The sequence below is a fragment of the Saccharopolyspora mangrovi genome (assembly GCF_035320975.1).
Taxonomy (GTDB): domain Bacteria; phylum Actinomycetota; class Actinomycetes; order Mycobacteriales; family Pseudonocardiaceae; genus Saccharopolyspora; species Saccharopolyspora mangrovi.
The window spans coordinates 1-13,933 of sequence record NZ_JAWLNX010000033.1 but is presented as its reverse complement, the minus strand read 5'-3'; the positions used below and the strand labels follow the sequence as shown (position 1 = coordinate 13,933).

Annotated in this window: 17 protein-coding genes and 2 pseudogenes; 10 read left to right on the top strand and 9 right to left on the bottom strand. The window is 71.4% G+C overall.

Annotated elements, in window-relative coordinates:
* Positions 1-135: 135 nt before the first annotated feature.
* A complete protein-coding gene (locus tag R4I43_RS30880; protein ID WP_324269236.1) occupies positions 136-1,074 on the bottom strand; it encodes a nitroreductase family protein in 939 nt (312 codons plus the stop codon).
* Positions 1,075-1,386: 312 nt separating this feature from the next.
* Between R4I43_RS30880 and R4I43_RS30875 the strand changes: the two genes are divergently transcribed.
* Genes R4I43_RS30875 through R4I43_RS30860 form a run of 4 tightly spaced genes read left to right on the top strand, consistent with a single transcriptional unit; the run spans position 1,387 to position 3,360 of the window.
* Positions 1,387-1,746, top strand: a complete 360-nt coding sequence (locus tag R4I43_RS30875; protein ID WP_324269235.1) for a hypothetical protein — start codon at positions 1,387-1,389, stop codon at positions 1,744-1,746.
* A 36-nt stretch (positions 1,747-1,782) separates the two neighbouring features.
* The gene (locus tag R4I43_RS30870) at positions 1,783-2,715 is read left to right on the top strand and encodes a glycosyl hydrolase 115 family protein (RefSeq protein WP_324269234.1); all 933 of its coding nucleotides are present in this window, start codon (positions 1,783-1,785) and stop codon (positions 2,713-2,715) included.
* On the top strand, positions 2,673-2,906 hold the full coding sequence (locus R4I43_RS30865) for a hypothetical protein (RefSeq protein WP_324269233.1): 234 nt from the start codon (positions 2,673-2,675) through the stop codon (positions 2,904-2,906). Before R4I43_RS30870 ends, R4I43_RS30865 begins: the two co-directional genes overlap by 43 nt.
* Positions 2,907-2,958: 52 nt before the next feature.
* Entirely contained in the window at positions 2,959-3,360 is a 402-nt protein-coding gene (locus tag R4I43_RS30860) for a DoxX family protein (RefSeq protein ID WP_324269232.1), read from the top strand.
* A gap of 115 nt (positions 3,361-3,475) precedes the next feature.
* On the opposite strand, the gene R4I43_RS30855 is transcribed toward R4I43_RS30860, so the two are convergent.
* On the bottom strand, positions 3,476-4,576 hold the full coding sequence (locus R4I43_RS30855; protein ID WP_324269231.1) for a cytochrome P450: 1,101 nt from the start codon (positions 4,574-4,576) through the stop codon (positions 3,476-3,478).
* A gap of 124 nt (positions 4,577-4,700) precedes the next feature.
* Between R4I43_RS30855 and R4I43_RS30850 the strand changes: the two genes are divergently transcribed.
* Positions 4,701-5,573: an alpha/beta fold hydrolase gene (locus R4I43_RS30850; protein ID WP_324269230.1), complete on the top strand. Its 873-nt coding sequence runs from the start codon at positions 4,701-4,703 to the stop codon at positions 5,571-5,573.
* Here R4I43_RS30850 and R4I43_RS30845 read toward each other — a convergent pair.
* Positions 5,524-6,648 carry a methyltransferase gene (locus R4I43_RS30845; protein ID WP_407691348.1) on the bottom strand — a complete coding sequence of 375 codons (1,125 nt, stop codon included), beginning with the start codon at positions 6,646-6,648 and terminating at the stop codon, positions 5,524-5,526. The genes R4I43_RS30850 and R4I43_RS30845 overlap by 50 nt on opposite strands.
* A 219-nt stretch (positions 6,649-6,867) precedes the next feature.
* Between R4I43_RS30845 and R4I43_RS30840 the strand changes: the two genes are divergently transcribed.
* Both R4I43_RS30840 and R4I43_RS30835 read left to right on the top strand, forming a co-directional pair.
* A complete protein-coding gene (locus tag R4I43_RS30840; RefSeq protein WP_324269228.1) occupies positions 6,868-8,208 on the top strand; it encodes a sulfatase-like hydrolase/transferase in 1,341 nt (446 codons plus the stop codon).
* A gap of 18 nt (positions 8,209-8,226) precedes the next feature.
* Positions 8,227-8,616 carry a YchJ family protein gene (locus R4I43_RS30835; protein WP_324269295.1) on the top strand — a complete coding sequence of 130 codons (390 nt, stop codon included), beginning with the start codon at positions 8,227-8,229 and terminating at the stop codon, positions 8,614-8,616.
* 21 nt (positions 8,617-8,637) lie between these two features.
* Here R4I43_RS30835 and R4I43_RS34585 read toward each other — a convergent pair.
* The 4 genes and pseudogenes from R4I43_RS34585 to R4I43_RS34485 all read right to left on the bottom strand — a co-directional run.
* Positions 8,638-8,964 (bottom strand): annotated as a pseudogene (locus R4I43_RS34585) (ATP-binding cassette domain-containing protein); the annotation flags it as partial.
* Positions 8,965-9,024: 60 nt separating this feature from the next.
* Positions 9,025-9,154, bottom strand: a pseudogene (locus R4I43_RS34580) (ABC transporter ATP-binding protein); the annotation flags it as partial.
* Between the two features lie 64 nt (positions 9,155-9,218).
* Entirely contained in the window at positions 9,219-9,503 is a 285-nt protein-coding gene (locus R4I43_RS34490; protein WP_407691344.1) for a transporter substrate-binding domain-containing protein, read from the bottom strand.
* Entirely contained in the window at positions 9,500-9,691 is a 192-nt protein-coding gene (locus R4I43_RS34485) for a hypothetical protein (RefSeq protein WP_407691343.1), read from the bottom strand. Before R4I43_RS34485 ends, R4I43_RS34490 begins: the two co-directional genes overlap by 4 nt.
* A gap of 187 nt (positions 9,692-9,878) precedes the next feature.
* Here R4I43_RS34485 and R4I43_RS30820 point away from each other — a divergent pair, with 187 nt between their 5' ends.
* Positions 9,879-10,466, top strand: a complete 588-nt coding sequence (locus tag R4I43_RS30820) for a cysteine hydrolase (RefSeq protein WP_324269226.1) — start codon at positions 9,879-9,881, stop codon at positions 10,464-10,466.
* A gap of 1 nt (position 10,467) precedes the next feature.
* Here R4I43_RS30820 and R4I43_RS30815 read toward each other — a convergent pair whose 3' ends face one another.
* Positions 10,468-11,013: a GNAT family N-acetyltransferase gene (locus R4I43_RS30815; RefSeq protein ID WP_324269225.1), complete on the bottom strand. Its 546-nt coding sequence runs from the start codon at positions 11,011-11,013 to the stop codon at positions 10,468-10,470.
* Positions 11,014-11,047: 34 nt separating this feature from the next.
* A complete protein-coding gene (locus R4I43_RS30810) occupies positions 11,048-11,530 on the bottom strand; it encodes a DUF4396 domain-containing protein (RefSeq protein WP_324269224.1) in 483 nt (160 codons plus the stop codon).
* A gap of 825 nt (positions 11,531-12,355) precedes the next feature.
* Between R4I43_RS30810 and R4I43_RS30805 the strand changes: the two genes are divergently transcribed.
* Complete coding sequence (locus R4I43_RS30805; RefSeq protein WP_324269223.1) at positions 12,356-13,261, top strand: LysR family transcriptional regulator; 906 nt, start codon at positions 12,356-12,358, stop codon at positions 13,259-13,261.
* Positions 13,262-13,361: 100 nt separating this feature from the next.
* A partial coding sequence (locus tag R4I43_RS30800; protein ID WP_324269222.1) for an isocitrate/isopropylmalate family dehydrogenase occupies positions 13,362-13,933 on the top strand: 572 nt, incomplete at its 3' end.

Below are 13,933 nucleotides of genomic sequence, written 5' to 3'. Positions count from 1 at the left end.
TTAACCGAACTCCACTTCCCCTTAACACCGCCCGCGCCGTTCCCACTTTTCCGCCGCGTCCGGCAACGGCAGCGGGCAGCTCTGGTCCGAGCTGCCCGCTGCCAACGGCCGTCACGCGCACCCGTGCGCGGGTGTTCAGCTCTCCGCGGCGTAGCCGAAGCGCATGATCACCTGCGGGATCATCGAGGTCCCGAGCCGTTCCGCCAGCCCGGTGCGGATCTCCGGCAGGTGCAGCGGCTGGGTCATCATCGACACCGACAGCCCGGTGCTGGTGGCCTCCAGCCAGGCGCGCTCGACGGCTCGTCCGGCGCGCACGTGGTCGGCCGCGCGGTCGCCGCGCGTGCCCACCAGCAGCACCGACTCCTCGCGGAGGAGCCGCGCCAGGCGGTGCTCGTCGGGCAGGTGCGTGGTCATCGCGGTCAGCCCGACGGCGGCCAGACCCCGCAGACCACCGGACTCGGTCTGCAACCGCCGCCCCTCGGGCGTCACCCAACCGGTCAGCTCTCGCGTGTAGTCGGAGTTGGCATGGAAGGCGTTCGCCGCGCTCCCCAGCATCCGCGCCACCGCGACGGCCTCGGCGTCGGAGTTGATCCAGCGGCCGCCGCAGCGGGTTCCCGATGCCGCGTCCCAGATCTTCTCGCGGAGCGGCTCGGACACCGGCCTGCCGGTGAACGGTTCGCGGTGGCTGTGGCGCTGCGGGATCGCGCGCGCCCAGGCGGCTTCGCGCGGGCTGAGCTCGGCCGGGTTCGCGGCGTGCACGACCGCGGAGACCAGGTCGCTGGTGGCCCCGACCTCGACCTGCGCGCTCCAGCCCAGGCCCCGCACCCCCAGGACAAGGTTCATCAGCGCCGCCCCGACCGAGATCCGCCGGTCACGACCCTGGGGGTCGTGGTTCATCAGCGGTGCCGGGTTCTCCCGCAGCACCGCGGTGCGGTGGTGCAGCGTCAGCGTCCAGGGGCGGCTGTTGTGCACCGACGGAGCACGTGAGACCGACTCGCCGAGCTCCGCGATCTCCGCGGGCGTCCACGCCGCCTCCACCTGGAAGTCCGACTGAACCGTGGGCACGACAGCCATCTGATCACCCTCCCCCGTTGTGCGACCCGCCCAGATCAGAGCGGTCGAGATCCTGGGCGCACGCGTCCCCCGGACCGGCACCGAGACTCCCCGCCCCCACGCGCGCCTCACAGGGGACAAAGTCCCGGAACACCGGACACCTCACTCATTCCGGTCATGCTCATCCCGGCGAGATTCGAAAGTGTCACGCTGCGACGGTCGGGTTCCCCTGGCAGTTGCAGGGTTGACATCCGAGGTCGATGCGGCTACGTCGTCGACCAGCCGGGCCCCGGGAGGTTTCCGCTGGTCGCAGGCGGGAAGGCGGCTCCGCTGGTGGTCAGCGGCGAGGACTTCCCCGGCGTCGTGCGCGTGGTCGCCGACCTGCGCGACGACGTCGAGCGGGTCACCGGCATCGCACCGGAGGTGATCACCGGGAACGTTCCGGCGGGCAGCGCACCGGTGATCGTGGGGACGATCGGCCGCAGCCCGCTGATCGACGAGCTCATCGCCGACGGCAAGCTCGACGTCACCGGCATCGTGGGCCAGTGGGAGACCTCCCTGGAGCAGGTCGTCACCTACCCGATGCCCGGCGTGCGCCAGGCGTTCGTCATCGCCGGCAGCGACCAGCGCGGCACCATCTTCGGCGCCTACGACGTCTCCCGGGAGATCGGCGTCTCGCCCTGGTACTGGTGAGCCGACGTCCCGGCCGCGCAGCACGACGAACTCCACGTGCTGCCCGGCAGGCACAGCCGGGGCACGCCCGCGGTGCGCTACCGGGGTTTCTTCATCAACGACGAGAACCCGGCGCTGGGCACCTGGGCGCCCGCGCACTTCGGGCCCGGGCACGCCCCCGACCACCCCGACGGGTTCAACAGCGCGTTCTACGCCAAGGTCTTCGAGGTCATGCTGCGGCTGAAGGCCAACTACCTGTGGCCTGCGGTGTGGGGCCGGGCGTTCGCCGAGAACGATCCCGACAACCACCGCGTGGCCAGCGAGTACGGCGTGGTCATGGGCACCTCGCACGAGGCGCCGATGATGCGCGGCATCGAGGAGTGGAACCGGCACGCCCAGCCCGCCGAGCGGGACGAGAACGGCAACGTCGTCACCCCCGGCAGCGACCCCTGCGGCGGCACCGGCGAGTGGAGCTACCGCTACAACGCCCCGGCCGTCGAGGCCTACTGGACCGACGGGATCCGGCGCATGGTCGACCAGGGCATCGAAGGCGTGGTGACCCTCGGCATGCGCGGGCCCGGCGACGTCGGACTGCCCGACGAGGTCTTCCCCGCCGTGCGCCGGATCGAGGTGCCCGCGCGGGCCGAGATGGGCGTGGCCATCGACGGTTCCGAGCAGTGGTGGGCGCAGGGCCTGGGTGGCGTGCTGCCGGTGTTCAGCCCGTTCCAGAGCCAGCCCGCACAGTACGTCGAGGTGTTCAACCGGGGTTCGGTGCCCTTCGACTACCGGATCGACACCGGCCGGCCGTGGCTGAGCGCGGACCGGCCGGCCGGGACCGTCGATCAGGAGGCGCGCGCCGAACTGCGCGTCGACTTCACCCGCGCGCCCGCCGGGCGCACGACGGCCTGCGCTACGCGATCTCGATCGACGACGCCGCCCCGCAGGTCGTGGACATCATCGCCGCCACCGACTCCGACGACGCCGGGATGAACCGCGGTTGGGAGCGCAACACCTCCGACAACGTCAACCGAACCGCCACCCGCCACACCCTCGCCCGACCGGGCGCTCACACCCTCAAGATCTGGATGGTCGACCCGACCGTGGTGGTCCAGAAGCTCGTCGTCGACACCGGAGGCCTGCGACCCAGCTACCTCGGCCCGCCCGAGAGCCGGCGGTTGTGATCTCGGCTCGATTCGTTCGCCCTCGCACCGCGGGGCCGTTACGTTCGGGTGCATGGCCTCTCGTGCCGCACCGCCGCTGGACCTCCCGATCGCCGGCCTGGCCGGGCTGTTCGCCACCTCGGGGACGTTGCACCTGGTCAGACCGCAGATCTTCGAACCGCTGATCCCGTCTGCGCTGCCCGCGCCGCGCGAGGTCGTGGAGATCTCCGGGGTCGCCGAGCTCGCGTGCGCGGCCGGGCTGCTGCACCCGCGCACCCGTGCCGCCGCCGGGATCGCGAGCGCGGCGCTGCTGGTCGGCGTCTTCCCCGGCAACGTGAAGATGAGCCTCGACGCGGGAAAGCGGGCGCAGCGCAAGCGCGAACCGAAGTCGACGGCGTTCTTCGCGGGCACGCTCGCCCGGTTGCCGATGCAGTGGCCGATGATCCGCACCGCGCTGCGCGCCAGCGGACGCTGACGCGCTCAGAACGCGCAGGGCAGTTCTACCACGCCGTTGACGAAGCTGGTGCGCTGGCGGACCGGCTCGGCGGAGGCGTGGATGTCGGGCACCCGGTTGAACAGCTCCCGCAGCATCAGGCCGACCTCGCGCCGAGCGCGCCCAGGCAGAAGTGCGGGCCACGCGATCCGAAACCCAAGTGCGGGTTGGGGTTTCGCCGGATGTTGAACCGGTGCGAATCGACGAAGACGGTTTCGTCCCGGTTGGCCGACACGTAGTGCATGATCAGCCGGTCACCGGCGCGGTAGGTGTGCCCGAGCAGGTCGACGTCGCGCTTCGCGGTCCGCCGCATCCAGTTCACCGGGGTGACGTAGCGGACGATCTCCTCGACGGCGGTCGGCATCCGCTCGTCGAGGTCGTCCAGCAGCAGGTCGCGCTGCTCCGGGTGGTCGGTGAACAGGGTGAGCGCGTGCGACAGCGCGTTTCGGGTGGTCTCGTTGCCCGCGACGACCAGCAGCACGAAGAACTTGCCCAGGGCGGCGTCGCTGAGCGCTTCCCCGTCGACGTCGCCGTTGACCATCGCGGTGATGACGTCGTCGGCCGGGCGGGCCCGCCGGTCCTCGGCGAGCTCACCCATCAGCTCGTGCATGAACCGCGCGTTGTCGACCAGCACCGCGGCCCTGGGCTTGCCTCGCGGGTCCTGGTGATCCGGGTCGCCGATGGCCGCGATGAGCGAGTCGGTCGCCTCGACGATCTCGGGCCGGACGGACTCGGGAACGCCCATCATCCGGCACACGACCTCCAGCGGCATGGGCACGGCGACCTCGGAGACGAAGTCGCACGGGCCGCGCTCGAGCAGCGAGTCGACGATTTCGGTGGCCAGCAGGGCGACGTCGTCAGCGGCCTTGGCGATCATGCGCGGGGTGAAGGCGCGCGCGACGATGCGGCGCAGCCGCGCGTGCCTCGGGTCGTCCAAGCTCAGCATGGAGCCCAGCAGCCCGGACACCTCCGGCGGCGGGTCGTCCAAGCCGACGGCGATGGGCTCGGAGCTGAACACCTGCGGGTTCCGGCTCATCTCGGCGATCTGGTCGTAGCGGGTGATCGCGTAGAACCCGGGCCCGTCCTCGCGCAGGCAGAACACGGGCTCGTCAGCAGCACGCAACGCCGCGAACGCCCTGTCCCGCTCGGAACGCGGCTTGGCCCAGAAATCGAGGTCGGAAAGATCGATCGTGGTCATCTCGCACTCCCCACCCGATCACCGACGCTAGGGCTCCTCGCTTGCTCGCCGCTTTCACCGGCAGGATCGATCAACCGGCGCAGCCGCTGTTGCGGCGCGCGTTCGGCGGCTAGCGTCGCAGGGCATGCGCGAGCACACCGTCACCTTGCCGACGCACGAGGCCGCGGTCGTCGAATGGGGCCCGGAGGACGGCGAGCTCGTGCTGGCCCTGCACGGTTTCCCCGACACCGCCTGGACGTGGCGGTCGGTCGCGCCGCTGCTGGCCGACGCCGGGTACCGCGTGGTGGCACCGTTCCTGCGCGGCTACGCGCCCTCGGAGATCCCGATCGACGGCGACTACTCGGTGCGGGCCCTCGCCGACGACGCGGTCGCGCTGCGCGACCGGCTCGGCGGTGACTCGACCACGGCGCTGATCGGCCACGACTGGGGCGCGATCACCGCCTCGGCGCTGGCCGGAGATCCCGCCTCGCCGTTCGCCCGAGTCGCGTTCCTGGCGGTGCCGCCGCTGGCGTGGATGAACCCCACGTCGGCGACCTCGCGCAGTTGGCTGTCGGCGGTGGCCCGCCAGCCGCTGCGCTCCTGGTACATCGCCTACAACCAGGTCCCCGGCCTGGCCGAGCGGAACTTCACCCGGCTGGCCCGGCGCCTGTGGCGGGACTGGTCACCGGGTTACGACGCCACCGACGACCTCGCCCACCTCGCGCGAGCCGTCCCCGACAAGGCGCACGCCGAAGCCGTCGTCTCCTACTACCGGGCCTTGGTCTCGCGCGGCAGCCGGACCGCGCTCGCGCAGCCGCGGATCCCGCTGCTGCACCTCCACGGCGACCGGGACGGCGCGCTCGATCCGCGCTTCTTCCCCGCCGTCGCCGCCCGCACCAGCGAGCCCTCGCGCGCCGTTCTGCTGCCCGACGCCGGGCACTTCCTGCACCTGGAGGAACCGGCCGAGGTCACCGGTCACCTGCTCGACTTCCTGGGACGAGGCGCCACAGCGAGGTGACCTCGTCCCGGCGCGCCAGGTGGAGCGGGTCGGTGGAGTCGGAGGCGCGCGGGTGGCGCGGGACGGTGTCGCAGCGGGCCCGCACGCTCAGTCCCGCGTCGGCGATGCGGTCCAGCAGCTCGGCGCGGGTGCGCAGGCCCAGGCGCTCGGCGAGGTCGGAGAGCACCAACCATCCTTCACCGGCCGGGGCGAGGTGCTCGGCGAGACCGGCGAGGAACCGGTGCAGGACGTCCGAATCCTGGTCGTACACACCGAGTTCCAGCGCCGAGGTCGGGCGGGCCGGGATCCACGGCGGGTTGCACACGACCAGGTCGGCCCGCCCCGCGGGCCACAGGTCCGCCTCCTCGACCCGCACCTGCGCGCCGAGCCCGAGGCGGTCGACGTTCGCCCGCGCGCAGGCCACCGCGCGCGGGTTGATGTCGGTGGCCACCACGTTCGCGCCGCGCCGGCCGAGAACCGCTGCGAGCACACCGGTTCCGGTGCCGATGTCGAAGACCGCGGGACGCGGCACCGGCATCGGGGCCTCGGCGACGAGATCGACGTACTCACCCCGGACCGGGGAGAACACGCCGTAGTCGGGGTGGATCCGCGCGCCGAGCGCCGGAACGTCAACGCCCTTCTGGTGCCACTGGTGGGCGCTGATCACGCCGAGCAGTTCCGGCACCGACACGCACATCGCCTCGCCCGTCGGCGGGCCGTAGGCGTGCGCGCACGCTTCGCGCACGTCCGGTGCGCGGCGCAGCGCCAGCGAGCGGTCGGCCTCCAGCAGCACCAGCACCCTGCCGAGCAGCTCCGCCCGCTCGGCCCGCGCGGCGCGCTGCGCGTGGAACAGCTGCGCCGCATCGCCCTCCGGCTCGGGGCGCAGCCGCCGCAGGCGGCGATCGAGGTCCTGCACGAGACGCCGGGCGGCGTGGAAATCACCGCGCCACAACATCCCCGCGCCCGACTCGGCGGTGCGGTGCGCGGCCTTCGCGGAGCTGCGGTCGTCGATGACCACGACGGTGGCCGGGGCGGGCGCCGAGTTCTCGGAATGCCAGCGGGCGGAGTGCGTCGATCCGTTCTCGGACCAGCTGATGGTGGCCAATGCCTGCTCCTGCGGGTGCCTCGGGTCGGGCAGCGCTCCGCAGGAGTGCGTCCGGGTCTTCACCTGTGCCCGTCCATCTTCCCACAGCGCCGGGACACGTTGGGCCAGTCGATCGACATTCCTGGGCCGTCCGTGTGGCAAGCCCGGGAATCACCCCGCTCACCAGGGAGAATCGATGTCCTCGCGCGTCCGCGTCAGGGGGTGGCTGACATGTCCGGTGCGCTCTCGGGTTCACGGCCCAACGTGGTGCTCATCGTCCTCGACGACCTGGGCTACGGCGACCTCGGCTGGTACGGCTCGCCGATCGGCACCCCGCGCGTGGACGAGATCGGCCGCGACGGCATGACGTTCCGGCACGCCTGCGCCGGTGCGCCCCTCTGCACCCCGTCGCGGACGGCGCTGATGACCGGCCGCTACGCGCAGCGCGTCGGGCTGCCGGTGGTGCTGTGGCCCGAGGAGGATCGCGGACTTCCGGAGTTCGAGCACACCCTCGCCGAAGCGTTGCGCTCGGCCGGTTACCGCACCGGGATCTTCGGCAAGTGGCACCTCGGCGATCCGATGCTCACCGGCAACCCGTGGGACGCGCAGCCGCAATTCCTGCCTTCCGCGCACGGTTTCGACCACTTCTGCGGGATCCCCTACAGCAACGACCAGGGCTGGGGCCAGGAGAAGCGGCTCCCGCTGTACCGGGGCGACGCCGTCGCGGTGGACGACGTCAACACCGAGCGCGGGCAGGAGCTCTTGGCCGGCGAGTACACCGATGCCGCGATCGCGTTCATCCGCAGGAGCGCGGCCCAGCAGCGCCCCTTCTTCGCCTACATCCCGCACAGCGCGGTGCACCAGCCGTTCCACGTGCCCGAGGAGACCGGTGGCGTGGACGGCAGCTACCCCGACATCGTCCGCGAGGCCGACCGCCAGGTGGGCCGGGTGCTCGACGAGCTGCGCGCGCTGGACCTGGTGGGGTCGACGCTGGTGATCCTGACCAGCGACAACGGCCCGTGGTTCACCGGCAGCACCGGCGGGCTGCGGGGCCGCAAGACCGACCCGTTCGAGGGCGGCATCCGGGTGCCGTTCATGGCCCGCTGGCCGGGCCGGGTCCCGGTCGCCGAGAACCCGCACCCGATCTCGTTCGTGGACGTGCTGCCGACGCTGATCGACCTGGCCGGAGCCGCACCGCCGCCCTCGGACCGCCCCGTCGACGGGATCAGCATCGCGCCCGCGCTGGCGGGCGAACCGATGCCGGGCGGCCGCACGCTCTACTTCTACGGCGACTTCGACGAGGGCCCCACCAGCGAGGTCGACCCGGACTGGGTGTGGAACGTCGCCGCGCTGCGCCAGGACCGGTGGAAGCTGCTCTGGCCCGCGACGGTGTGGCCCGAGCTGGGGCGCGAGATGCTGTTCGACCTCGACCGCGATCCGGGCGAGTCCACCGACGTCGCCGCCGCGCACCCGCTGATCCGCGACGCGCTGGCCGAGCGGGCCCGGATCTTCAACGACGACATCCAGCGCAACCGGGCCGCCGCGATCGAACGCACCCGGCGGCGCCGCTGAGCCGGATGCGAAGATGCGCTGGTGAGCGCGAAGGACCTGTGCCCCTGCGGACTCGGCGAGCCCTACCCCGACTGCTGCGGACCGCTGCACGCCGGGGAGCGCGAGGCCGCCACGGCCGAGCAGCTGATGCGCTCGCGCTACGCCGCGTTCGCCGTCGGCGACGCCGACTACCTGCTGCGCACCTGGCACCCGGACACCCGGCCGGCGGACCTCGACCTCGATCCCGCCCAGCGCTGGCTGCACCTGGAGATCCTCGGCCGCACCGGCGGGGGCCCGTTCGCCACCGAGGGCACGGTCGACTTCCGGGCCCGCTACCGCCACCACGGACGCACCCACGCCCTCACCGAGCACAGCCGCTTCACCCGCGAGGGCACGAGCTGGCTCTACGTCGACGGCGATCACGACTGAGGCCGCCTCCAGGGCGTGCTCTCAAACGTCGAGGATTCTGCTCAGGAAGCGGCGGGTGCGGTCTTCTCTGGGGTCGCCGATGACCTCGTCGCTGGTGCCCTTCTCGACGATCACGCCCTCGTCGAGGAAGAGGACCTGGTCGGCGACCTGGCGGGCGAACCTGATCTCGTGGGTGACGATCACCGTGGTCCAGCCCTGCGAGGCGAGGTCCTTGATCACCGCCAGCACCTCCCCCACCAGCTCGGGGTCCAGCGCCGACGTCGGCTCGTCGAACAGCACGACCTTGGGTTTGAGGGCCAGCGCCCGCGCGGTGCCGACCCGCTGCTGCTGCCCGCCGGAGAGCGACGCCGCGCTCCGGGACCTCCAGCGCGTTGAGCGACCGCAGCAGCGTGGACTTGCCCGAGCCGGAGGCCCCGAGGACGACGGTCGAGGTCCCGGTGGCCGCGTCGAAATCGATGCCGCGCAGGACGTGCCGGTCGCCGAAGGACTTCTCCAGCCCGCGGACTCGGATGCGGAGGTTCTGCTCGGTTTCGGTCATCGGGCCACGTACCTGTCCAGTCGCGTTTCCAGCCGCTTCTGCGCCGCCGACAGCGCCACGCAGATCACCCAGTAGTACAGCCCGGCGAAGGCGTACAGCGCGAGGAACTCGTTGCTCTCCGCCGGCCAGCTGGGATTCGCGGAACAGCTCCGTCAGCAGCACCAGCGCGAGCCCGATCGCGAAGCTCAGCGCCGTGAGCGGAATCGTCACCCGCACCAGGCCGACGAACATCGGCCACGAGGTTGGCGACGACGTCGATCCGGCCGGCGTCCAGCGCGGGGAAGACCGCGTCCCACTGGGTTTCGACGAACTCGAGGCGCCACCCGGCGCGCTCGGCGATCGCCGTCATGACCTCGATGTCGTAGCCGGTGAGCGAGCCGGATCGGGGTCGTGGAACGAGAAGGGCGGGTAGGTGCCTTCCGTCCCGACCCTGACCACCGGTCGCTCGGCGTCCTGCGCGGCGGCGACACCTGCCTGCGCGGGCGCGACGACCATCAACGTCAGCAACAGCAGCGCGCACCTGAGCGCATGCCGCACGGACCACTCCTCACCGTCCACAGTGCCCGGATGGCAGCACTGTGGACGCAGAGCATACGACCACCGCGCCAACCCCGCCTCAAGATCCACGACCTGGGAACACTCCGACGCCCCCCAGCGGGGCGAAGACTGCGGTGTTCGCCCCTCGGACGGCGTCGGGTCGCACCGTTTGGGGGATCATGTGGTCATGGAGATCGGTTCGACGGCGGTTCTGGCCCTGCACTGGCAGGTCAACGTGATCAAGCCCGAGGGTTTCTTCGGCGGGATGCTCGCCGAGCCGGTGGCGCGCAGCGGCGTGGTCGAGCGGGCGGTGCGGTTCCACGCCGAGGCGGGAGTTCCGGCGTTCTTCACCCGGTTCACGGTCCCGGAGGGCGAGGGCGAGATGGTGCGCAACACCGAGTTCATGCGCGCGGTCGGCGACGCCCAGGAGCTCTTCCGCCCCGACTCGCCCGGCGCCCGGCTGATCCCGGAGATGGCCGCAGGCGCGATCGTGGTCGACAACCAGAAGCTGTCCGGGCTCGCGGGCAACGACCTGGCCGCCCGGCTGGCGGACTCCGGGATCGACACGCTGCTCATCACCGGTGTGGCCACCAACCTCACGGTCGAGCAGACCGCCCGCCACGCCACCGACCTGGGGTTCACCGCGCACGTGATCAGCGACTGCACGGCCGCGGCCGACCCGGCCGTCCACGAGGCCTCGGTGGCGAACCTGGACCTCGCCACCGCCGGTTGCCTCAGCTCGGAGGAAGCGCTCGGGCTCCTCCGCGCCGGGTGAGTCACCTGGCGGGTTTGGGGCTGAAGTCCTGGGGGGCGAAGGTGAAGACCGTGTAAGCGCGGTCGTCGAGGGTGAACTTGGCGTGCTTGCGCATCCCGAGCGCGCGGTGCACCTTCAGCGAGCGCTGGTTGGTGTTGTCGACGAACAGCGCGGCGCTGGGATAGCGGTCGCCGAGCATCAGCGCCATGCCCGACAGCAGCAGCCGGACCACGCCCTTGCCCCGGTACTTCGGGGCGACCACGACGGGGCCGTACTGCAGCACCGGGCCTTCGAGGTTCTTGGTCAGCTCGGCGGTCCGCTGCGCGGGCCCGAACGTCGAGGCGCCTTCCGAGGTCAGCACGATTCCGGCGAGCTTGTTCTTGTCCTCGGCCAGGAAGATGCCGGGGCCGCCGCGGAAGGCGTCGAGCGCGTCCTCGTCCCACTCGCCCTGGACGAACCCCTGTTCCCCGCGCTTGCCCTCGGGCACCGCGCTCTCCTGCGCGGACTGCAGCAGTTCGAGGATCGCGGGCCGGTCCTCCTGGGTGGCGAGGCGTACTGACATCGGCATGCGACGAGCCTAACCGGCCCTCCGACCAGGTGTTTCAGTGGTACTGGTGGACCACGGCGTGGCCCTTGCCGCGCCTGATGAGCGCTCGGTTGACCGGGACCGTGAGGACGAAGGCGATGGCCAGCGCTGCGGCCAGCGACAGCCAGAACAGCCAGCTCGTCAGGCCCGCGTCCATCGCACCCGGGATGAGCACCATGAACAGGTTGTCGACGATCTCCATCACGGTGATCGACAGGGTGTCGGCGGCGAACGCCACACCGATGGCCGCGCCGAGACCGACGCCCGCGCGCAGCACCGGCACGATCGTCAGGCTGTAGCCGAAGAGGAAGGCCAGGGCGATCGCGAGCACGATCGTCGCCAGGTTCCCCCAGCCCAGCGCCGTGCCGATGACCATGCCGAGGACTTCGCCGATCGCGCAGCCGGTCAAGCAGTGCGCGGTGGCGCTGATGGCCGAGCGGGTCAGCGCGCGGCCGTCCTGCTGCTCGACGCCGACGTGGTGGTGGTGTTCGTGATCCATGACGTCCTCCTTCCACCGACACGCCGAACATACCCCTGGGGGGTATGTGTTGTCAACGCTCGGCCTCAGCGCCTGACCTGCGACCACGGCCTCGGAAAAATCTGTTGCCCACCCGCCAGGATGGGTCATAACCTGCGAGTACACAGGAAAGGAGGTGGTCCGAAGTTGAATACCAACAGGACTTGTGAGGTGGCTGTCCGCTAGGACCGCCCACGGCAACACCAGCCGACCCGACGCGTGACGATTCCGTGCGATCCCCGCGCGGGAGAGCGGTCGGCGAATACCAGGCAGCTACCCGGCCCCGGAGCCCCGAACTGCGTCCGGTTCGGCCTCCTCCTCGGAGGAGGAAACGGCTCCGGGGCTGCTGCGCGTTCAGGCCGCGGAGCGCTCGGCGGAGGTCCGGTCCGCCAGCACCGCCCGGTCCCGGTCGAGGTCGAGGGTCCCGTCCCACTTCGCGATCGCCAGGGTCGCCACCGCGTTGCCGTAGAAGTTGACCAGCGCACGCGATGAAGGTCTCCCCGATCGGCTGCATGGACTCGCCGAGGTCCGGCCACACCGCGCCGACGACGATCCCGACCACGATGGCGACGAGGACCTGCACGTACAGCTGGCGGTACCAGGGTTTCGACTTCTGTCGAACATCGTTGTGCGGCACCGGGTCCTGCGCGGTCTGCGTCATTGCACGCTCCGATCGAGGGCGCCGTCGTTGGCGCGGCTTCTGCGCGCACCACCGTCGCCTCCGCGTCGGCGGAAGGTCCAACAGGGACTCGCTACCCCACTGATAGGCTCCGCGAATGGACGGCTGCTGACCAGGGGAGATCGTCGATGGACGCGCGGCAGCTGGAGCACTTCCTGGCGATCGTCGACCACGACGGGTTCGGGAAAGCCGCTCAGCACCTGCACATCGCGCAGCCGTCGCTGTCGCAGACGATCGCCGGCCTCGAACGCGAGCTCGGAGTGCGGTTGTTCCACCGGATCGGCCGGGGCGCGGTGCTCAGCGAAGCGGGACGCGAGCTGATCGAACCGGCCCGCCAGGTGCTGCGCGACCTGCGCACGGCCCGCGCGACGATGGACTCCGTCAAGGGCGTCACGCGTGGCCGGGTCGAGCTGGTGACCATGCCCTCCCCCGGGATCGAACCGCTGGCGACGCTGACCCGCATGTTCTGCGAGCGGCATCCGGGCATCACGGTCGGTGCCGACGCCGCCTTCACCCCTGGCGACGTGGTGGACAAGATCAAGCAGGGCGCCTGCGAGCTCGGCCTGGTCGGGTCTCCCGGCCCGGTGCGAGCACCCGGCGTGGCGGTGCTCCCGCTCGAATCGCAGGACTTCGTGCTCGTCGGCACGCCGGAAGCCGGAATGCCGGAGGGGAACCCGGTTTCGCGGTCGGCGCTGGGCGGAGCGCGGTTGATCGTCTCGCCTCCGGGCAGCCTGATGCGCCAGATCGTGGACGAGATCCTCGCCTCGGGCGTGGAGATTCGCATCATCGCCGAGGTCGCGCACCGGACCTCGATCCTGCCGCTGATCACCCAGCACGTCGGGCTCGCGATCCTGCCGTCGGCGTGGGCTCCGCTGGCCCGCCGGGCGGGTGCCCGCGCGGTGCGGATCGAACCGCCCGCGGAACTGCACGTCGCGCTCCTGAGCCGGTCCGCGCCGCTGTCACCCGCCGCCCGCGCATTCCTCTCCGTCGCCCGCGACTACTCCCCCGACGAGCTGTTGGACCAGGACGGATAGCCTTCGCCTATCGGTGGGATCGGGAGTGCGTCTTGGACGTCGGCCGCGTCGAGCGCTTGACTCGGTGCAGCAGACCGTCCGCGCAGCAGGGAGCGACCCGATGTCAGCACAGCGCACGTTCACCATCGCCGCCATTCCCGCCGACGGCGTGGGGGCCGAAGTCGTGGCCGCGGGCCGCGCCGTCCTCGACGCGCTGGCCGCGGGATCCGGCGGTCGGTTCTCCTTCGCCTGGACCGAATTCCCCTGGGGCTGCGGGTACTACGAGAAGACCGGCCGGATGATGGACGACGACGGGCTCGAGGTCCTCCAGGACTTCGACGCCCTGTACTTCGGCGCGGTCGGCTGGCCGTCGGTGCCCGACCACATCAGCCTGTGGGGGCTGCGGCTGCGGATCTGCCAGAGCTTCGACCAGTGGGCCAACGTCCGGCCGGTGCACTTCCACCCCGGCATCACCTCGCCGCTGCGCAAGGCCGACGACACCCCGCTGGACTGGGTGGTGGTCCGGGAGAACAGCGAGGGCGAGTACGCGGGTCTGGGCGGCCGGAACCTCTCCGGTCGCGGGCCCGGCAACGAGGTGGCGCTGCAGACCGCGCTGTTCACCGAGAAGGGCTGCGAGCGCATCATGCGCTTCGCCTTCGACCTCGCGCGCGGGCGCGACCGCAAGAAGGTCTC